We start from the raw sequence: 18,465 nt of genomic DNA on the forward strand, positions 1-18,465 counted from the left end.
GTGGTCGACGTCGGTCGGACATGCCCGGCGGGGCCGCCCGTGGTGTACGTCACGGGCGGCCCCTGTGGGGGGTGGGTCGGGCGGCGTCAGGTGCGCGCCACTTCCAGGTCGGCCGTCTCGGCGGGGGCCGGCTCCGCCTGCGGGTGGCGGGTGAGGGCCTCGCCCTCCACGTCGACGTTGGGCAGCAGCCGGTCCAGCCACTTGGGCAGCCACCAGGCCTTGTCGCCGAGCAGGGCGAGCACGGCGGGCACGATCGCCATGCGGACGACGAAGGCGTCGAACAGGACGGCGGAGGCGAGTCCGAACCCGATCATCTTGATCATGGAGTCGCTCTCGCCGATGAACCCGGCGAACACCGCGATCATGATCAGTGCGGCGGCCACCACCACACGGGCGCTGTGCCGGAAGCCGGACGTGATCGCCTGGGCGGGCCGTTCGCCGTGGACGTACGCCTCCCGCATCCGGGCGACGAGGAACACCTCGTAGTCCATCGCCAGGCCGAAGACGATGCCCACCAGGAAGATCGGCATCAGGCTCATGATCGGACCGGTCTGTTCCACCCCCAGGAGTCCGGCGCCGTGGCCCTGCTGGAAGACCAGGACGACCACGCCGAGGGCGGCCAGCACCGAGAGCAGGAAGCCGAGGGCCGCCTTGAGCGGGACGAGGAGGGAACGGAAGACCACCAGCAGCAGCACGATCGCCAGGCCCACCACGACGATCAGATACGGGACCAGCGCGGCCTGCACCTTGTCGGAGATGTCGATGTTCAGCGCGGTGGTGCCGGTGACCTCGAACGTGGCCCCGGTCTCGGACTCCACGCCCGCACGCTCCCCGCGGATGGTCGTGACCAGGTCCTTGGTCTTCTCGTCGGTCGGCGCGGTGGACGGCACGACCGAGAAGACCGCGGTGTCGCCGGCTTCGTTGAAGTGGGACGGAGAGACGGAGACGACTCCCTCGGTGCCGCCGATCTCCTTCGCGATCGTGTCGGCGGCCGCCTTCGGGTCGTCGTCGCCGTTGGCGTCCACGACGACGGTCAGGGGCCCGTTGAAGCCGGGGCCGAAGCCCTCGGCGAGTGCGTCGTAGGCCCGGCGTTCGGTGGTGGAGGTGGCCTTGGCCTCGTCGCCCGGCATGCCGAGCTGAAGGTTCGTCATCGGGATCGCGAGGGCTCCGAGGCCGACCACGCCGAGCAGCAGCACGGGCACGGGACGGCGCAGCACGAACCGCGCCCAGCGGGTGCCCCCGTTGTCCTTCGCGCTCTGCTCGACGCGGCCGCTCTTGCGGGTGCGGCGCGTGAGTACGGCGTTCGGCCAGAAGCCGAGGAACGCCGGGACGAGCGTCAGCGCGATGAACACGGCGACCACGACCGCGCCGGCGGCGGCCAGGCCCATTTTGGTGAGCATCGGGATGCCGACCACGGCGAGCCCGGCCAGGGCGATGACGACGGTGAGCCCGGCGAACACGACGGCCGAGCCGGCGGTGCCGACCGCCATCGCGGTCGCCTCCTGGGGGCTGCGGCCCTTGGTCCGTTCCTCGCGGTAGCGGGAGACGACGAACAGGGCGTAGTCGATGCCGACGGCGAGGCCCAGCATCATCGCCAGGGTGCCGGTCGTCGTGGACAGGCCGAGGGCGCTGGACAGCGCCAGGATGGTGGCCATGCTCACGCCGACGCCGATGAGCGCGGTGAGCAGCGGCAGGCCGGCCGCGGCCAGCGAGCCGAAGGTGACGAGGAGGACGACCGCGGCGATCGCGACGCCTATCACCTCGGCCATTCCGCCCGCGCCGCCGCCGTCGTCCATCGCGCTCCCGCCGGCCTCGACGGTCAGCCCGCTCCCCCGGGCGTCGTCGAGGGCCTGCTTCAGCCGGGTCCTGCCGGCGTCGCTGAGGTCGGTGGCGGCGACCTTGTAGGTGACGGTCGCGTACGCCGTCGTCCCGTCCTTGCTGACCGCCTTCGCCCGGAACGGGTCGACCGCGCTCGCGACCTGCGTGCCGTCGGCGAGTTCGGCGACGGCGTCCTCGACGGCCTTCTTGTTCTCGGTGGCGGTGACCTTCTGACCGCCCGGCGCCACGAAGACGACCCGGGCGGTCGCGCCGTCGGCCGTGGCTCCCGGGAAGCGCTGTTCCATCAGGTCGAACGCCTTCTGGGATTCGATGCCCGGCATGGAGAACTCCTCGTCGGAGGCTCCTGGGGCCTTGAGCGCGCCCAGTCCGACGGCGGCCAGGACGGCCGCCCAGACCAGGGCGACGTACCAGCGTCGTCGAAAGGCCATGCGGCCCACTCGGTAAAGGAAAGTAGCCACGGCAGGGGATCTCCACATCTGATGCCGACTGTCCGCCCAGACTGTCCGGCGAAGGGATCTCCTGTCGTCGTGCGCCTGCCGACATTCCCGGCTACTGAGAACGCAGTACGCGGCGGCCCAACGGGTCAGCCGCTGGTACGACGGGCGTGTTTGTGTGTCGGCGCCATCGACCGCGCCGGCGCCGTCGGCCGCCGCGCTCAGGCGCGTGGTGCGAGCAGCGCGGCGTGCTGCCTCATCCGGAGACGGTCTTCGGGGAACCAGCCCTGCCAGGGCTCGTCGAGCCTTCGCCAGGCGGCAGGTTGTCCCTTCTCGGGGGTCAACGGCGTCTCCCGGTCGAGGACGGCCACGTAGGTCAGGCCCATCGTCGCCTTCCAGTCCGGGTGGTAGGAGCGCACGGTGGCGGTGGCCGGTGTGCCGAGCAGCTCCGCCCGCACCCCGGTCTCCTCGAACAGTTCCCGACGGGCCGCCTCTCGCGGTGTCTCCCCGGGATCCACCTTGCCGCCGGGCGGGACCCACCCGCGCCAGCGGTGGTCGATCAGCAGGATCCGCGTCAGCGTGGTGTCGAACGCCCATACCTCGGATGCCAGCGGTCCGCTCGACACCGCGTCGGGGCGCAGCAGCCACTCCAGCGCGTTGTCGTGCACGGTGGTGGCTTCGCGCGCGTCACGGATCGCGGCTTCCAGGGCGCGGGACTCGATCAGGTGGTGTGTCACTCGCGGGAGAGTACGGCGTGGCACTGACAGCGGCGCCTGCGGCGGAACCGTGTGGGGCGGGGCGACGTCCGTTCAGACGTTCGCAAGATCATCAACTCCGGTGGAGGACTCGACCATGACGGGAACAGCCGCGCGCCACCTCTATCTCGCACGGCACGGTGAGGCGTCACCGGACGAGAGCACGCTGACGGCGGCGGGCCGCAGGCAGGCCGTCCTGCTCGGGCAGCGGCTGCGGCACGCTCATCTCACCGCGATCCACCACGGGCCGCTTCCCCGGGCGGAGCAGACCGCCCGGCTGATCCACGAGCAGCTCGACGGTGCTCCTGCCCTACAGGCGTCGGAGCCCGCCGGCGACTACATCCCCTACCTGCCCCAGCGCGAGGAGTTGCCGCCGGAGTCGGCCGACGCCACGCTCGACCGTCTGGCCCTGTTCCCCGCCGAGGAGCGTGAACGAGGTCCGGAGCTGGCCAGGACAGCTCTGACGCGGTTCACGGGGCCCGTCGACGGTGACGAGCCCCGCCACGAGCTGGTCGTCACCCACAACTTCCTCATCGGCTGGCTCGTCCGAGCCGCTCTGGACGCGCCGAAGTGGCGCTGGATGGGCCTCAACCATGCCAACGCCGCGCTGACCGTCATCCGGTACGCACCGGATCGGCCGGCTTCCGTCCTCTTCTACAACGACATGGGACATCTGCCCGACGCCCTTCGCTGGACCGGCTTCCCGCCCGAACTCCGCGTCTGAAGACCGGACATGACTGCCGTGGCCCTCTCGCCCGAGCCGTGCGGCGGTTAGGCTGTCGGTCATGACGTTCTTCTTCCACCTGCGCTAGGCACCGTCGGCCGAAGCGAGGTTCTCCCGTCGCCGACGAGGCGGGGCAGCGGAGCGCTGCCCCGGGTGCTGACGTGGAAGAAGAACACCCCCATGCACACGCCCCTCGTGGCGCGCTGTCTGCGCGGCCTGGAAACCGTGGTCGCCGCCGAGGTCCTGGGATCGAAGCTCGGCGCGGTCACCGAACTGCGGCACCGCGAAGTCCACTTCCGTACGCGGCAGTCCGTGCCGTCGCTCCGCACCGCGGACGACGTGTTCCTGCTCGCCGCCGAGGGCCCCGACGTCGGAACGACGCGGCACACCCTGCGCGACCTCGTCGCGCTCGCCGAACTCACGGACACCGACCGCCTGTTGTCCGTCCGGCGCGGCGCGAGGGCGTCGGCCCGGGACATCACCGGCGTCGAGGTGTCGGCCTCCTTTCTCGGCCGGCGCACCTTCACCCGGTACGACGTCGAGGACGTCGTGGGCCAGGCGCTGGCGCGCCGGCTCGGGCTGCCGTATCACGCGCGGCGCAAGGGAACCGCTCCCCCGCCGGGGTGCTGTGGCTGGCGGCTGACGCTGGACGGTACGCGGGCCACGCTGATGCTGCGGGTCGACGACCGGCCCCTGCACCGGCGTCCCTACAAGCAGCACACCATTGCGGGCACCCTGCATCCGCCGCTGGCCGCCGCCATGGCCGAGTTGGCCGGCATCCGGCCGGGCGATCGCGTCCTCGACCCGTGCTGCGGCGCGGGCACCCTGCTGATCGAGGCCGCGCTCGCCCGGCCCGGCGCTCGCTTCCACGGCTTCGACCTGTCCCCGGCCTCGGTCACCGCGGCCCGCGCCAACGCCGGAGACCTGCCTGTCCGCGTCCGCCGTGGGGATGCCGGGCGGCTTCCCCTGCCCGACGCCTGTGTCGACCGTGTCCTGTGCAACCCGCCCTGGGGTGCCCAGGTCCAGGCCCAGGGCCTGATCGCCGTCGATCCCGCCCGTTGGTGGACGGAACTGCGCCGCGTCCTCGCCGTCGACGGCACGGCCGTACTCCTCCTCCCCGACATCGAGGACCTGGCGACCGCGCTCCGCCACGACTTCACCCCCGCCCATGTGCAGCGGCTGCGGCTGGCCGGGGCGCAGGTCTTTCTCGTCTGCCTGGTGCCGACCCCGTCGGCATCCCCTGCCCGTGGCCGACCTTGCGGTGCGTCAGCGCCCGGGCCGCCCGAGGCGATTGACCCAGCGGGCCAGGCGTCGGCGTGATCGGCGGGGGCGGGGCTCGGGCCGTCGGCGCCCGGGCCCGTCCGCGTTGCCGGCCTGGCCGGGGCTGTCTGCCCAGGGGCCGTCGGGCAGCAGGATCGGGGCCTTGCGGTCCGCCTGGGCGCGGAGCTCGATGTGGGATGCGTGGGACGTGACGCGGAACGCCTCCTCGTAGGAGGCGAGGGCGGCGCTCAGCGCCCCGCCGGCCAGGCCGCGGCGGCGGATGCGGGCCGCGAGCCACGTGAAGAGGCCCAGGACCGCGGCGAGAGCCCCGAGCAGGATCAGGAACGGTAAGAGCGCGGCCATGGGCGCGAGCCTACGTGGCCGCTCCCGGCCCCCTCCGGGCGTCGGCGTCCACGCCGACGCCCCGGCCGCGGCCACCCCGTCATCCGGGGGCCAACTTCCGGGCATGCTCCCGTCAATCCCAATCCGGCCCGGCAGGGTCGGCATCACTCGCCGTCCGTCCGCCTGGAGGTGCTGTGCCCACGATCAGCCGAACCCACCGACGTGCCGCGGCCGTTGTGTCGGTCCTCGCCGCTCTGGCGTCCACCGTCACCGCGGCGAGGGCGCAGAGTCCCGACACCGCCCCGCTGCGGCTCAACCAGATCCGGATGATCGCCACCCACAACAGCTACCACCGCGAGGTGAGCTTCGCCGAGAAGGTGGCCCAGCGCACCACCGACGCCAACTTCTGGAACCTCGAGTACAGCCACGCCTCCCTCCCCGTGCAGTTCCAGCGCCAGAAGGTGCGCAGCATCGAACTCGACGTCTTCCCCGACCCCGAAGGCGGCCTCTACGGCAGGCCGTTGGTGCGCACCGCCGCCGGGCTCGGCCCGCTCACCGACCCCGACTACGCCGAGCCGGGCTTCAAGGTGCTCCACTGGGCCGACCACGACTACAACACCGGTTGTGTACGGCTCACCACCTGCCTGCGCCAGGTCAAGGCATGGTCCGACGCCCACCCCTCGCACACGACCGTGCCCGTCCTGCTGGAGCTGAAGAGCACGGACCCCAAGATGGAAGCCCGCGGGGGCGCCAGGAGCCCCGCCTGGACGACGCGACTGCTTGACGCCCTCGATGCGGAGATCAGAACCGTCTTCGGCGACCGCCGCACGGTCACCCCGGACGATCTGCGCCGGCCCGGGCTGACGCTGGAGCAGTCCGTCCTCACCCACGGCTGGCCCACCGTCGACCGTGTCCGCGGCCAGGTCATGTTCCTCATGGACAACCAGGATCCGGTCCTCCAGAACGCCTACCGGGCCGGCGGCCGCGACAGCCTCCAGGGCCGGGTGCTGTTCACCAACTCCCGCCCCGGGCGCGCCGACGCGGCGTTCATCGGCTGGAACGATCCCACCGCGGACAACACCGCCGTCATCCAGGACCTCGTGCGGCGCGGCTACTACGTCCGCACCAGGTCCGACGTGCCGTTCACCGAGGCCTCCAGCGGCAGCACCGCCCGGCTGGACGCCGCCCTCGCCTCCGGTGCCCAGATCATCAGCACCGACTTCCCCGCCCCCGGCCTCGCCGCCCGCTACGGCAGCGACTACACGGCCGAGCTGCCGAGCGGCGCGGCCGTGGAGTGCGACCCGGTGACGGCGCCGGCACCCTGCCGGCTGCGGTAGGCGGGGAAGGGCCGCTCACCCTCGTGGCTCTGCCCCGGCTTGCTAGGCAGGTCAGCGCTTGCCGACGGAGCGCGACGGACAGACGCTGTTCCCCGACGGCTCAGGCCCGATGCACCGGAGGAATCTCATGAAGATCCACCTCACCAGCGTGTTCGTCGACGACCAGGACAGAGCCCTCAGCTTCTACACGGACGTGCTGGGCTTCGTGAAGAAGCACGACGTGCCCGTGGGCGGGACGGACCGCTGGCTGACCGTGGTCTCACCGGAGGAGCCGGACGGGATCGAACTGCTGCTTGAGCCCTCCGGCCATCCTGCGGTCGCGCCCTTCAAGACGGCGCTGGTCCAGGACGGCATCCCGGCCGCCTCCTTCGCCGTGGACGACGTGCGGGCGGAGTTCGAGCGGCTGCGCGGGCTCGGGGTGCGCTTCACCCAGGAACCGCTGGAGATGGGCCCGATCACCACCGCGGTCCTGGACGACACCTGCGGCAATCTGATCCAGATCGCGCACAGCAAGTAAGGCCCCCCGGGCCCGGTCGGCCATCGGTCGCCCGCTCGGTCATGGTCGCCTCCGGCGGCGGACCGCCGTGGCAGCGGCCCACAGGATCAGGGCGAGCAGCGAGGCTGCGCCGACGGTCGTGCCCAGCCGTAGCCCGGGTGGGTGGAAGGTGCAGGTCAGGCTGGTCGAGGAGCCGTCGAGGGGTACGGCGATGAGGCCGTGGTGGTTCTCGGCGGGGACGGCGGGGGCGGTACCCGTGGCGCAGCGCCAGCCGGCGGTCCGCGGGGCGGCGACGACCGCGATCCCCTTGCTGCCGGAGGGGAGCCGGGCCCGGAGGGTGCCGTCGGACACGGTCACCTCGGTGGCGCCGGTGGCCGTCAACCGGTCGGCACGCTCGCGGAGGCGGGCGGTGTCCAGGCAGCCGACGGCGCCGTGGGGGATCAGGCTCGGCCGGTTCGGGGACAGGTCGATCACGAGGCGGCCGGTGGCGGGGACCGTGCCGAGGCGTTGCATGGCGGCGATCTTGGTGGCGGGGTCGGAGCGGAACCGCCCGGTGAGACCGTGGGCGGCCGCGCCGCTCAGGCGTGCGGTGCCGGCGAAGTGCGGGGCCCAGAGGTAGACCTCGTCGCCGGGAGCGCAGCGCGCGGTGATCGTCGGCCTGGGGGCGGTGCCTTGGGCGGACGGGGGGTCGAGGCGCAGTCCGGGGCGCTTTCCGTTCGCGCGGGCCGGCGGCTGCCCGGTGCCGGTGCGCAGGGTGAAGCGGGGCAGTGTGTACACCCGGGTGCCCAGCAGCAGTTCCTGGTTGCGGTACGGCGAAGGGCCGTAAGTGGAACCGCTGATGGGTGTGCCGACGGGCCGTACCGTGACCAGCGGAGGAACCTCCTGGCGGGAGACCGTCATGCCGGTGCCGTCCTGGGGGAACCAGTTCTGGTGCGGATCCGGCGGGGTGTGCACCCGGGCGCCGACGGAGAAGATCACGTCGGTGACGGCGTTGTCCAGGCTCTGAAGGCTCCGGCCTCCCGAGGTCCAGCCGCCTCCGAGTGCGGTGAGGGTGCTGCTGAGGACGTCGGAGGTGTGGCTGCTGTAGTACTGGGCGCCCTGGCCGCCGACCATGAGGGGGTCGTTGCCGACGGTCTGTTCGCGGCCGGGGTCGGTGCGGTAGCGGGGCCAGCCGTCGGCGTGTGCGATCGCCTGCGTCTGCTGCTCCTGCCGGGCTCCCCAGGGGGCGTAGTCGTCCATGGCGCCGAGCCGCAGCCGGGCGGCGACGGCCGAGGTGGCGGTGGCCTCGCCGAGCTGGGCCCCGACGAGCAGGACCGCCGCCCATCCGGCCAGGACGGCGCCGCGCCCGGCACCGGTGCGTCGCGGGTCGGCGGCGCGGCCGAGCAGGACCAGGCCGACGAGTGCCGCGGTGACGGCGAACAGCAGGATCGGCCACACGAACGGGCGTACCAGGCCGCTGCCGCTCGCGGCCGCCGCGATCAGCACGAGCAGTCCGGCCGCCGCGCCCAGCGCGCGCCGGTCGGGCGGGCCGTAGGAGATGGTGTGCCAGGCGGCGACGACCAGGAGTGCGCACAGGACGAAGGCCTGGCGGTAGGAGCTGCCCTGGGGGGTGGTGAAGGCGTGCCAGGCCAGGTGGGTCGGCTGCCACTGCATCGACAGCGTCACCGCGAGCACGAGCAGCGGCCATCCGGCGCGTACCCGCCGGGGCGCCGCGCGGTGGAACGGCAGGGCGAGGGCGAGCAGGAGTGCCGTGGTGCCGACGAACACCGCCGGCGATCCGAAGCTGTACGTCGCCGGCAGCAGCCGGGCCAGCAGGTCCTCCCCCGTCACGGGGGCGAACCAGGTGAACCGGCCGGGTGAGGCGTGTGTGCTGCCGAAGTAGACCACCGTCACCAGCGGCGCGGCCAGGCCGGTCCCGAGGGCGAAGGTCACGCCGGCCCTGCCCAGCGCGGCGAGCGCCCGGCGGCGCGGCAGACCGGCGAGCAGCAGCCTGAGCAGCAGCACCAGGCAGGCGGCAGCCGTGGCCATGTACGCGGTGTAGAAGTTGGCGATCCAGGCGAGGGCCACGACCAGCACGCCGAGGACCCGGTGCCGGTCGTGCCGCGTCCACTCCCCCACCAGGCACAGCAGCGGCAGGGCGATCAGGCCGTCGAGCCACATCGGGTTGTACGCGGCGTCGGCCACGCTCCAGCCGCACAGGGCGTAGGAGGCTCCCAGCAGTCCCGCCGCCCACCAGCGGCCGGAGCGCAGGGTGAGCAGCAGCCAGGCCATCGCCGCGCCGGCGCACGCCGACTTCAGCAGGGTGATCACATAGACCGCGAGGTCGATCTCGTCCCGTGGGAACACCCCTACGAGCAGGGCGAACGGGCTGCTGAGATAGGTGCCGAGGTCGGGCAGGAAGCCGGTGCCGAACCCGGACTGCCAGTTGACCAGGAGGCCCCCGTCGGCCCGGCCGTGCAGCAGGTCCCACAGGTGGGCGTGGAACGGCAGGTACTGGTTGCCGAGGTCGTTGATGCTGCGGGTGCGCGGTCCGAAGGGGTAGGTGCGGGCGACGACTCCGGCGGCGCAGAGCGCCGTGAGGGTGATGGCGGCCGCGAGGAGGGCGGCGGTCGGGCGCGGGCCGGCCGGCCTCGCCCGCCGCAGCAGCGTCCGTATCCGGGCCCGGGAGGGTGGGTCGGCGGGCTGGTCCGGGCCGGTCCCGGGCGGCTCTTCGGTGTCGGGAACCGCCGCGGTCGCCGGGGCGGAGCCGGCTCCGGGTATCACGCGCGGTCTCCCGTGCATGCGGAGCACACCGTGCGGTGCGCGTTTCCTCCACGGCCGTGCGCGACGCACAGATCATCGGCAGGGTCGAACAAGCCAGGCACGGAAAGCCCCCCGTGTGTGTGGACGCATGCCGTTTCACCGGGGGGTGGTCAGCTCCCCGAACGGCATCGATTCGCCGATGTAGACGGGGAGTTCTTCCGAATGGTTGTGCCGGGACGGAAAGACAAGGAGGTAATTCCGCATCGCTGTGCGGGTATTGCGGAACGGAATCTCGACAGCGAGAAACAAGGGAAGTACGGGAGGTTTATTCACCCTGAATGGAACCTGAATGGAAGCGGTCCCGCATATGAACGCTAAAGCTTCCAGGCACGCAGTTGGTCGGCCACGGCCTGGACGCCGACGCGGGTGTCGCGGATCTTGCGGACGAGGTCGGAGAGGGCCCCGTACGGAGGATCGATGCCTTCCCCGGACTGGTCCATGTACTGCGCGGCGATGAACGCGGCGTACAGGCTGTTGCGGTGCGGGAGAGGCTCCAGGCGGACGATGGTGTGCATCAGGGCGGCCGCCCGCCAGGCCGCGTCCGGGTCGGCGGCCGCCAGGGTGGGAAGGCGGGTCCGGTGACGGGCCACTGCGGCCACGAGAGCGGAGTAGTCCGCGACGGTGAGGTCGTCGTGGCCGAGCGCGGTCTCCTGGACGTCGAGCAGCCAGGAGACGTCGATGGTGAGCGGCATCAGGCGGCCGTGGCTCCGTTGCCGCGCCGGCCGGGGGGCACCTCGTCGGGGAAGGCCTGGTCGAACTCGTCGCGGAGCCGGTCGGCCCAGCCGTCGGCACCGGCGATGAACCGCTGACGCTGCATCTCGCGGACGCCGAGGTCGTGCAGGTACTGCTTGAGGCTCTTGCCCTCGGCGGCGGCGGCGGCCCGGACGCCCTCGAGCTCCTCGTCGGTGAAGGACACGTTCAGGGATGGCATACCCGCGATGGTACCTACTAGGTGCCCGCGATGGTACCTACTAGGTGCCCGCGATGGTACCTACTAGGTGCCCTCGGTAGTACCTGGTCGGTGCCGTCCGAGGCCGGACCCACCCCTGGGAGATTGTGTGCAGAAGATCTGAATAAACTCTGGACCCCGTACGGAGAGGGACCCCGGAGTGAGTGAACTGACCCCCCACGTCTGCCCGTTGTGCGGTGCGCCCCGAGCGGCGAACGGCACTCCGTCCTGTGCCTGCGGCCGTCTCGCGTCCGACGCGCACCGTGAGGACCGTGCCGCGCAGGCGGCCGCCGCCGAGGACTTCGACCCGGTGCGCATACGGCCCTTCGTCGAGGTCGACGACGAAGCCGAAGGCGAGGCGGCCGACGGTGACGGCGAGCGTGTGCCTCGCAAGCCGGACATCGATGCCACGGCCGCGGGCGGCGGCTCCCCTGCCGTCGAAACGGCGGACACGACGTTCCCCGCGACAACGGTGTCGCGTGATCTCGACGCCCCGCCGGCCTCCGCGCCCCTCACCGCGGAACACCCGGCTCGTCACCGCGCCGCGCTGCTTCTCGCGGGAGTCGCCGTCTGCGTCTTCGCGGTGGGCGTCACCGTGGGCGTCGTTCTCTACCAGAGCCCCTCCCGCGACACGGCCCTGCCCGAAGGCACCAGGGCACCCGTGCCCGACCACAGCAGCTCCCCCACGGGCACGACGGCCGCCGCCGCCAAGCCGTCCGTGAGCCCGTCGTCGGCCGGGCCGTCCGCCACCCCGTCCGCGTCCGCCGGTCCGACCGCGACAAGGACGGCCACACCCACCGGCTCGGCCGCCCCGCCGGCGGGCGGCCCGTCCCCCACCGCGACCGCCACGACCGCCCGCCCCAGCGGCCCGGCCGGACAGCCCCCGGTCCTCGGCCGCGGCGACTCCGGTCCAGAGGTCACCGAACTCCAGCTCCGGCTGCGCCAGGTCGGTCTCTACGGCGGCGAGCCCGACGGGGTGTACGACGGGCAGGTCGAGGCCTCGGTCCGCAGCTACCAGCTCACCCGGCTCATCGGCGACGAGCCGGGCGTGTACGGAGCGGCGACGCGGGCGTCCCTGGAAGCGGAGACGGACGAGCCCTGACGGCGGCCCGGCGGGCGAGCAGCGCCTTCACCCATCGGTCCTGCCCTCACCTGTCCGGCAGGGCGGCCCGGCCCGCGGCCCGGTGGTCGGCGGCCGCAGCCGGGTCCGTCCCGTCGAGCAGGGCGGCGATGCCCTCGTGGGCGAGCGCCTCCTCGTGCCGGTTGCCCAGGTGGCGGGCGAGCCGCAGGGCCTCGCGGTGCAGGTGCAGGGCCTGGTCGGGCAGGCCGGCGAGGCGGCAGGTCTCGCCGTAGCCGTTGAGGAAGTGGATCTTCCAGTGTTCCTCGAAGAGTTCGTCGAGCAGGGCGAAGGCCTGCCGGTGGGCGGCCAGTGCTTCCTCGTGGCGGCCCATCTGCCGCAGCGCGACACCCAGGCAGTTCAGGCACCACGCCTCGTTGTGCTTGTGCCCGTCCTCGCGGGCCAGGGCGAGGGCCTGGTCCAGGTGCTGTACGGCCTCGTCGGGGTCCTCGTGGGCGACGGCCACACCGAGGGTGATCCGGGCCGTCAGGGTGGGCGGCCACGCGGGGTCGGCGTGCGGGGCGTCCAGGACCGTACGGGCCAGCCGTGCCGCCTCCTGGCGGTGTCCCAGTTGCAGCATCGCCCAGGCCTCGTAGGCGGTGGCATGGGCCGTCCCCATGGGGCGGTCGGCGTCCGCGTACAGCTTCCCCGCCAGACGGAAGAGTTCGAGCGGCTCCTCGACGTGCCCCTGGTCCCACTTCAGGTAGCCGCGGCGCATCGTCAGCTCGGCCTCGGTGAGGGTGTCTCCCGCACGGGTGACCAGTTCCGCCGCTGTCGCGTAGGCGGTGTCGGCCTCCGTCAGGCGGCCCGCGTTGTACCGGGCGAAGCCCAGGTCGCTGTGGGCCTCGGCCAGTTGGAGCGGATCGTCCAGGCGCTGCGCGGCGGCCAGCGAGCGCTCGAACAGGGAGTTGAGCATGGTCGTTCCGCAGCGCCGCGCGAAGTACGCCCGCATGAAACGCGGCAGTTCGCACACGTGGGTGTCGGCCCCGGCCGCGTCGGCCGCCTCGAAGGCGGCGAGCAGGTTGGTGTACTCGGTGCCGAACCAGATCAGGGCCGCGATCTTGTCGGTGAACCGCGGTAGTGCGGGCGGGGGTTGACCGACCGAGGACGCCCGGCCGGCGGACAGGAAGGGCATCGCGGTGTCGGCGGCGGCCGCCGCGTGGACGTAGTAGTCGAGCACCCGGCGCAGCGCCTGGTCCCGGTCGGCCGGTGGGTCCTGTTCCAGCGTGGAGCGGCGGGCGTGCTGGTGGACCAGGTCGTGGAGGCGGTAGCGGCCGGTGGCCGGCTGCTGGACGAGGTGCGCGTCGAGGAGGTCCTCCAGCATCGCCCGCGCGCTGCGCAGCGGCACGTCCGCCAGGGCCGCCGCCACGTACTCGTCGAAGGTCGCCCCGGGCAGCAGGCCGAGCAGGCGGAACAGACGCCTTCCGGCCCGGTCCAGCTGTCGTACGGACATGTCGAAGGCGGTGTCGAACTCGCTCGCGCCCTCGGCCATCCGCTCGACGAGGATGCCCACGGTCCAGCCCGGCCGGTGTCGCAGCCGGGCGGCGGCCAGCCGCAGGGCCAGCGGGAGACGGCCGCACAGGCGCAGCACCTCGGCGGTGGCCTCCGGGTCGCGGGCGAGGCGCCCCTCGGGGCCGCCGGGGTCGCCGCTGGCGCGGGACAGCAGGCGGGCGCTCTCCTGCTCGGTCAGTACGTCGAGCGACACCGGTGGCACGTCGTCCAGGCCGAGCAGGCGGTTGCGGCTGGTGATCAGGGCGACGGAGGGTCCGGCGCCGGGCAGCAGGGGGCGCACCTGGTCGGCGTCGGCGGCGTTGTCGAGGACCAGGACGGCTCGTCGGCCCGCCAGTTCCGCGCGCCAGCAGGCGGACAGTTGCTCGACGCCGCCGTCCTGCGGGACCTTCTCGGAGGGGACGTCCAGGGCGGCGAGCAAGGTGCGCAGCGCCCGGTCGTGGTCGAGCGGCCGGCGTCCCTCGGTGAACCCGTGCAGGTCCAGATAGAGCTGGGCGTCCGGGTAGTCGGCGGCGAGCCGGTGAGCGGCGTGCACCGCCAGGCAGGTCTTGCCGACGCCCGCCATGCCGTCCACGGCGACGGCGCGGTCGCTGTCCACCGCGGCGAGCACGGCGGCCAGTTGTGCCTCGCGTCCGGTGAAGTCCGGGACGTCGCGCGGGAGATCGTTGCGGGGCGGGCGCGGGGCGCCGGCGGGCGGCGACGGGGGCTGGACCTGGCGGCTGGTTCTGGGGGGCGCCGGCAGGGGGTTGGAGGCGCGTTCCCACAGCGGGCGCAGCGGGCGCGGGTCACGCTGGACGAGGCGGCACAGGGCGATCACGGCGGGCCAGGGCGGCACCGTCTGGCCGCTGAGGTAGCGCGACAGCGACGAGGAGCTGAGACCGGCGTCCCGCGCGAGGGCCCGTACGCCGAGCCCGGACAGCTCCTGGAGCAGGCGCAGCCGGGCGGCCAGTTCGTCGTGCGGGTCCGCCTGCTTCGCCCCTGGGTGCGCCATGTGTGTTCCCCCGTCGTGTGCCGTCCCGCGCCGGCGAGAACTTTCCCGGGCGGGTCGTAGCTGTTCAGAGCCGTTTCGGCTGTCCCACGGTGTCCCAGCGGCGTCGTCATCGCAAGCCCTCGCGGCTGTCATGGAGTCACGCCCCCGAGGACGGGGGCACCGACCGGAGGAGAGAGTCCCGATGATGCAGTCCCGTATGCAGAGCCCCGCCGTCGTGCTGTCCGGTGCGATGCAGCCCATCCAGGAGATCATCAAGGCCGTGCAGTCCGGCGGTGTGGAAGGGCAGACGCTGGAGCTGGTGCATCTGCGGATCAGCCAGATCAACGGATGCAGCGCCTGTGTCGACGGCGGCGCCAAGTCCGCCCGCAAGGCGGGGATGAGCGACGAGCGGCTGGCCACGGTCGCCGCCTGGCGCGAGGCGCCGTACTTCTCCGAGGAGGAGCGGGCCGCGCTCGACCTGGCCGAGGCCGCGACCCGGTTGGCCGACCGTCCCGACGCGGTGAGCGACGACGTCTGGGACACGGCCGCCACCTATTTCGACGAGAAGCAGCTCGCCGCGATCGTCCTGATGATCGGCGTGACCAACATGTTCAACCGGCTCAACGCCACGACCCGGCAGATCGCCGGCGCGTGGGGATGAGGGATGCCGGTCCCGGGCGGCGTGGGCGAACACGCCGCCCGGGGCCGGGACTTCTCACCCGCTTCGAGCTCGCTCACCAACTCCGCGCACCGCACCGGTCGCGGATCGACAACCGGAGGCAGTCATGACACACAAGCAGCAGGCGGACAAGGCAACGGGGCGCGCAAGTGGTTCCGCGGGGGCCTTCTCACGGTGGATGCAGCACCGCATGAACGCCCGGATGAACCGCAAGATCCGAGGCGGGCGCGGGACGTTCATGGGGATGGACGTGCTGATCCTGCACACCGTGGGCCGCCGGAGCGGTCAGACACGGCAGACGCCCGTGGCCTGGTTCGCCGACGGCGAGGACGCCTGGCTGGTCGTCGCGTCGGGCGGTACGACCCGCCACCCGGACTGGCACCTCAATCTCCTCGCGGGTCCCGACCGTGCCTCGGTCGAACTGCCCGGGGCCCCTGCCGTGCCGGTGACGCCGCGCGTCCTCGACGGCGCCGAGCGGGCGCGGGCCTGGCAGCGGATCGCCGCCGCCCAGCCGCGCTACGACAAATACCAGCGCAAGACCGACCGGGAGTACCCGGTGGTCCGGCTCACCCCGCGGTGACCCGCGTGCCGGGTCAGCCGCCGCCGTCGAGGTCGGTGCACTGGCGCAGCACGCGCAGTTCGTCGCCGTCGAGCCGCATCTCGTACAGCTTGCCCCGGGCGTTGTCGAAGGGGCGGTGCAGGATCATCATCAGTCGGCCGTCGAACGCGTCGAAGAGCATGCCGTGGCCGCTGTCGTCCCGGACCAGCGGCCGGCGCTGCCGCCACGGTCCGGTGAGGTCGCCGGAGTCCGAGACGGCGTAGGTCTGCACATAGCCGCCGCCGAGTGTGCCGTCCGCGCCGGGCACGTTCTTCTCGTAGGTCGACCACAACATGAGCAGGTGCCCGTCGGAAGTGCGGTGCAGTTGCGGGCCGTCGGTGATGTAGGGCGGCAACTGGTGCGGCAGCCCGCCGGGGATCTGCTCACCGAGCCAGGGCGCGTCCGAGGCCTTGAACAGGTGGACGGGATCTCCGACGGTGCCGGAGAGGTCCGGGGTCAGACGGACGGCTTCCATGGTGCCGTCGATGGTCTGGAGCCACTCGTGCGCGTAGACCATCCAGGGCTGTCCGGCCGGGTCGACGTGGAGCGTGCCGTCGAGGGTCATGAGGTTCTCGGGCGGGGTGGGGCGCGTGGGGTCGACGACCGTGAAAGGGCCCAGCAGGGAGTCGGACACGGCGGTGACGGTGCCGCGCATGTGGTTGCGGATCTGGAAAGGGGTGCCCCAGGGGCCTGCCGGGGGCACGGCGAGCGGCCGGTCCTCGTTGTGGAGGGTCGTGAACAGGTAGTACCTGCCGTTCCAGGCGTGCACCTCCGGCGCCCATCCGCCGTCGCTCGCCCACAGGCCCTCCTGGTCGGCGGTGCGGAAGACCACGTCGGGGCGCGTCCACTCCCGCAGGTCGTGGCTGCGGTAGACCATCGTGCCGGTGCCGGACACACCCGAGACCGTGGGGTCGTTGGACGTGTAGAGGTGGTAGGTGCGGGTCCCGGTGTCGGCGACGACGAAGGGATCGTGCAGCGGCATGTCGGGAAGCCGCAGGAGGTCGGTGTCAGCCACGGTCGGAGCATACGGGGACGTCGTGGCGGGCTTGGTGGGGACCGGTGTTCGTCCTGTCGTCCCGCCTGGTCAGGGGCGAGAGATGGTGCGACGCTGAAGACAGAGCCGTCCGAGGAGGAGAACCCGGGAGGGCCGATGGGTCGGGACGTCCCGGCGATGGTGTTCACTCGCGAGGACCGCCGCCGCTACCGGATCAAGATCCACCAGTGTCTGGAGGCGCTCGCGCAGATGCTGCGCGAGGCACGATTCGAGTCCGAGCGTCCGCAGGTCGGGCTGGAGATCGAGCTGAACCTGGTCGACGACGCGGCGCAGCCGGCGATGCGCAACGTCGATGTGCTGGAGGCGATCGCGGATCCGGCCTGGGCCACGGAGCTGGGCCGGTTCAACCTGGAGATCAACATTCCGCCGCGCCGGCTGACGGCCGGTGGCCCCGGCTCCTGGGAGCGGGAGATCCGGGAGGCGCTCAACCACGCGGACGAACGTGCCCGGTCCGTCGACGCCCGTCTGATCATGACCGGGATCCTGCCCACCCTCCGCCAGGCGGACGTCGGTGAGGCGGCCCTGTCGGAGAATCCGCGCTACCGGCTGCTCAACGACCAGGTCTTCGCCGCCCGCGGTGAGGATCTGCACATCGAGGTGGACGGCGTGGACCGGCTGCGGACCTACGCGGACACGATCACGCCGGAGGCCGCCTGCACCAGCACCCAGTTCCATCTCCAGGTCTCCCCCGATGAGTTCGCCGACTACTGGAACGCGGCGCAGGCCGTCGCCGGGGTCCAGGTCGCGCTGGCGGCGAACTCTCCGTTCCTGTTCGGCAAGGAGCTGTGGCACGAGACCCGCATTCCGCTGTTCGAGCAGGCCACCGACACCCGGCCGCAGGAGATCAAGGTGCAGGGGGTGCGGCCGCGGGTGTGGTTCGGGGAGCGGTGGATCACCAGCGTCTTCGACCTCTTCGAGGAGAACCTGCGCTATTTTCCGGCGCTGTTGCCCCTGTGCGACGAGGAGGACCCCGCCGAGACCCTGGACCGCGGTGACGTGCCCGAGCTGTCCGAGCTCACCCTGCACAACGGCACGGTCTACCGCTGGAACCGCCCGGTGTACGCCGTCGCGCACGACAGGCCGCACCTGCGGGTGGAGAACCGCGTGCTGCCCGCCGGCCCGACCGTCGCCGACACCCTCGCCAACGGCGCCTTCTACTACGGTCTGACGCGCGCCCTGGTGGAGGAGGAACGGCCGGTGTGGTCACGGATGTCGTTCCAGGCCGCGGAGGACAACCTGCACGCCGCGGCCCGGCACGGCATCGAGGCACGGCTGTACTGGCCCGGTATGGGTGAGGTACCGGTGGCCGAACTCGTCCTGCGGCGGCTGCTGCCGCTGGCGCACCGCGGTCTGGAACTGTCCGGTATGGACGCGGCCTGGCGCGATCCGCTGCTCGGCGTCATCGAGCAGCGGTGCGTCACCGGCCGCAACGGTGCGGTCTGGCAGAAGGAGATGTTCCACCGCATCCACGACGCCACGCACGGCCGTCATGAGGCTCTGCGGCGGATGACGCAGTTGTACATCGACTACATGCATCTCAACGTTCCCGCTCACACGTGGCCGGTCGACTGATGCGGCGGCGGCCGGCGCGGCGGTGTCT

The 18,465-nt window shown here is 72.4% G+C and carries 16 protein-coding genes; 8 read left to right on the top strand and 8 right to left on the bottom strand.

Features of this window, described 5'->3' with window-relative positions:
- Nucleotides 1-86: 86 nt before the first annotated feature.
- Nucleotides 87-2,297, bottom strand: coding sequence for an MMPL family transporter (locus tag SLINC_RS01570; RefSeq protein ID WP_079164364.1), 2,211 nt, complete (start codon nt 2,295-2,297; stop codon nt 87-89).
- A gap of 197 nt (nt 2,298-2,494) precedes the next feature.
- The gene (locus SLINC_RS01575; RefSeq protein WP_225988206.1) at nt 2,495-3,010 is read right to left on the bottom strand and encodes an NUDIX domain-containing protein; all 516 of its coding nucleotides are present in this window, start codon (nt 3,008-3,010) and stop codon (nt 2,495-2,497) included.
- A 115-nt stretch (nt 3,011-3,125) separates the two neighbouring features.
- Between SLINC_RS01575 and SLINC_RS01580 the strand changes: the two genes are divergently transcribed.
- A complete protein-coding gene (locus SLINC_RS01580; RefSeq protein ID WP_067425745.1) occupies nt 3,126-3,752 on the top strand; it encodes a histidine phosphatase family protein in 627 nt (208 codons plus the stop codon).
- Nucleotides 3,753-3,932: 180 nt separating this feature from the next.
- Nucleotides 3,933-5,072, top strand: coding sequence for a methyltransferase domain-containing protein (locus SLINC_RS01585; RefSeq protein WP_079165061.1), 1,140 nt, complete (start codon nt 3,933-3,935; stop codon nt 5,070-5,072).
- Here SLINC_RS01585 and SLINC_RS49095 read toward each other — a convergent pair.
- Nucleotides 5,019-5,375 (bottom strand): hypothetical protein, encoded by a 357-nt coding sequence (locus tag SLINC_RS49095; RefSeq protein ID WP_067425751.1) that lies wholly within the window; start codon nt 5,373-5,375, stop codon nt 5,019-5,021. The two genes, SLINC_RS01585 and SLINC_RS49095, sit on opposite strands and share 54 nt — an antisense overlap.
- 173 nt (nt 5,376-5,548) lie before the next feature.
- Between SLINC_RS49095 and SLINC_RS01595 the strand changes: the two genes are divergently transcribed.
- Together SLINC_RS01595 and SLINC_RS01600 are read left to right on the top strand one after the other, a co-directional pair.
- Nucleotides 5,549-6,691 carry a phosphatidylinositol-specific phospholipase C1-like protein gene (locus SLINC_RS01595; protein ID WP_107406534.1) on the top strand — a complete coding sequence of 381 codons (1,143 nt, stop codon included), beginning with the start codon at nt 5,549-5,551 and terminating at the stop codon, nt 6,689-6,691.
- Between the two features lie 127 nt (nt 6,692-6,818).
- Nucleotides 6,819-7,208, top strand: a complete 390-nt coding sequence (locus SLINC_RS01600) for a VOC family protein (RefSeq protein ID WP_067425757.1) — start codon at nt 6,819-6,821, stop codon at nt 7,206-7,208.
- A gap of 39 nt (nt 7,209-7,247) precedes the next feature.
- Here SLINC_RS01600 and SLINC_RS01605 read toward each other — a convergent pair whose 3' ends face one another.
- From SLINC_RS01605 to SLINC_RS01615, 3 genes are all read right to left on the bottom strand, one after another.
- Nucleotides 7,248-9,830: a YfhO family protein gene (locus SLINC_RS01605; protein ID WP_067444778.1), complete on the bottom strand. Its 2,583-nt coding sequence runs from the start codon at nt 9,828-9,830 to the stop codon at nt 7,248-7,250.
- A 473-nt stretch (nt 9,831-10,303) separates the two neighbouring features.
- Nucleotides 10,304-10,681, bottom strand: coding sequence for a toxin Doc (locus SLINC_RS01610; protein WP_067425761.1), 378 nt, complete (start codon nt 10,679-10,681; stop codon nt 10,304-10,306).
- Entirely contained in the window at nt 10,681-10,920 is a 240-nt protein-coding gene (locus SLINC_RS01615) for a hypothetical protein (RefSeq protein WP_067425764.1), read from the bottom strand. Before SLINC_RS01615 ends, SLINC_RS01610 begins: the two co-directional genes overlap by 1 nt.
- Before the next feature lie 178 nt (nt 10,921-11,098).
- Between SLINC_RS01615 and SLINC_RS01620 the strand changes: the two genes are divergently transcribed.
- A complete protein-coding gene (locus SLINC_RS01620; RefSeq protein ID WP_067425767.1) occupies nt 11,099-12,040 on the top strand; it encodes a peptidoglycan-binding protein in 942 nt (313 codons plus the stop codon).
- Nucleotides 12,041-12,086: 46 nt separating this feature from the next.
- Here the strand turns inward: SLINC_RS01620 and SLINC_RS01625 are convergent, their stop codons facing one another.
- Nucleotides 12,087-14,555: a tetratricopeptide repeat protein gene (locus tag SLINC_RS01625; RefSeq protein WP_067425770.1), complete on the bottom strand. Its 2,469-nt coding sequence runs from the start codon at nt 14,553-14,555 to the stop codon at nt 12,087-12,089.
- 184 nt (nt 14,556-14,739) lie between these two features.
- Here SLINC_RS01625 and SLINC_RS01630 point away from each other — a divergent pair, with 184 nt between their 5' ends.
- Entirely contained in the window at nt 14,740-15,195 is a 456-nt protein-coding gene (locus SLINC_RS01630; protein ID WP_067444779.1) for a carboxymuconolactone decarboxylase family protein, read from the top strand.
- Between the two features lie 196 nt (nt 15,196-15,391).
- On the top strand, nt 15,392-15,793 hold the full coding sequence (locus tag SLINC_RS01635; protein ID WP_455681113.1) for a nitroreductase/quinone reductase family protein: 402 nt from the start codon (nt 15,392-15,394) through the stop codon (nt 15,791-15,793).
- A 13-nt stretch (nt 15,794-15,806) separates the two neighbouring features.
- Here SLINC_RS01635 and SLINC_RS01640 read toward each other — a convergent pair whose 3' ends face one another.
- On the bottom strand, nt 15,807-16,793 hold the full coding sequence (locus SLINC_RS01640; RefSeq protein WP_079165063.1) for a glycoside hydrolase family 43 protein: 987 nt from the start codon (nt 16,791-16,793) through the stop codon (nt 15,807-15,809).
- A gap of 168 nt (nt 16,794-16,961) precedes the next feature.
- On the opposite strand from SLINC_RS01640, the gene SLINC_RS01645 reads away from it, so the two are divergent.
- Nucleotides 16,962-18,437 carry a glutamate-cysteine ligase family protein gene (locus SLINC_RS01645; RefSeq protein WP_067425781.1) on the top strand — a complete coding sequence of 492 codons (1,476 nt, stop codon included), beginning with the start codon at nt 16,962-16,964 and terminating at the stop codon, nt 18,435-18,437.
- Nucleotides 18,438-18,465 lie beyond the last annotated feature (28 nt).

The sequence above is a fragment of the Streptomyces lincolnensis genome (assembly GCF_001685355.1).
GTDB classification, from domain to species: Bacteria; Actinomycetota; Actinomycetes; order Streptomycetales; family Streptomycetaceae; genus Streptomyces; species Streptomyces lincolnensis.

Coding starts and splice junctions, on each gene's coding strand:
- SLINC_RS01580 (WP_067425745.1), top strand. CDS start 3,126: ATGACGGGAACAGCCGCGCGCCACCTCTATCTCGCACGGCACGGTGAG.
- SLINC_RS01585 (WP_079165061.1), top strand. CDS start 3,933: ATGCACACGCCCCTCGTGGCGCGCTGTCTGCGCGGCCTGGAAACCGTG.
- SLINC_RS49095 (WP_067425751.1), bottom strand. CDS start 5,375: ATGGCCGCGCTCTTACCGTTCCTGATCCTGCTCGGGGCTCTCGCCGCG.
- SLINC_RS01600 (WP_067425757.1), top strand. CDS start 6,819: ATGAAGATCCACCTCACCAGCGTGTTCGTCGACGACCAGGACAGAGCC.
- SLINC_RS01610 (WP_067425761.1), bottom strand. CDS start 10,681: ATGCCGCTCACCATCGACGTCTCCTGGCTGCTCGACGTCCAGGAGACC.
- SLINC_RS01615 (WP_067425764.1), bottom strand. CDS start 10,920: ATGCCATCCCTGAACGTGTCCTTCACCGACGAGGAGCTCGAGGGCGTC.
- SLINC_RS01625 (WP_067425770.1), bottom strand. CDS start 14,555: ATGGCGCACCCAGGGGCGAAGCAGGCGGACCCGCACGACGAACTGGCC.
- SLINC_RS01630 (WP_067444779.1), top strand. CDS start 14,740: ATGCAGTCCCGTATGCAGAGCCCCGCCGTCGTGCTGTCCGGTGCGATG.
- SLINC_RS01635 (WP_455681113.1), top strand. CDS start 15,392: ATGCAGCACCGCATGAACGCCCGGATGAACCGCAAGATCCGAGGCGGG.
- SLINC_RS01640 (WP_079165063.1), bottom strand. CDS start 16,793: ATGCCGCTGCACGATCCCTTCGTCGTCGCCGACACCGGGACCCGCACC.
- SLINC_RS01645 (WP_067425781.1), top strand. CDS start 16,962: ATGGGTCGGGACGTCCCGGCGATGGTGTTCACTCGCGAGGACCGCCGC.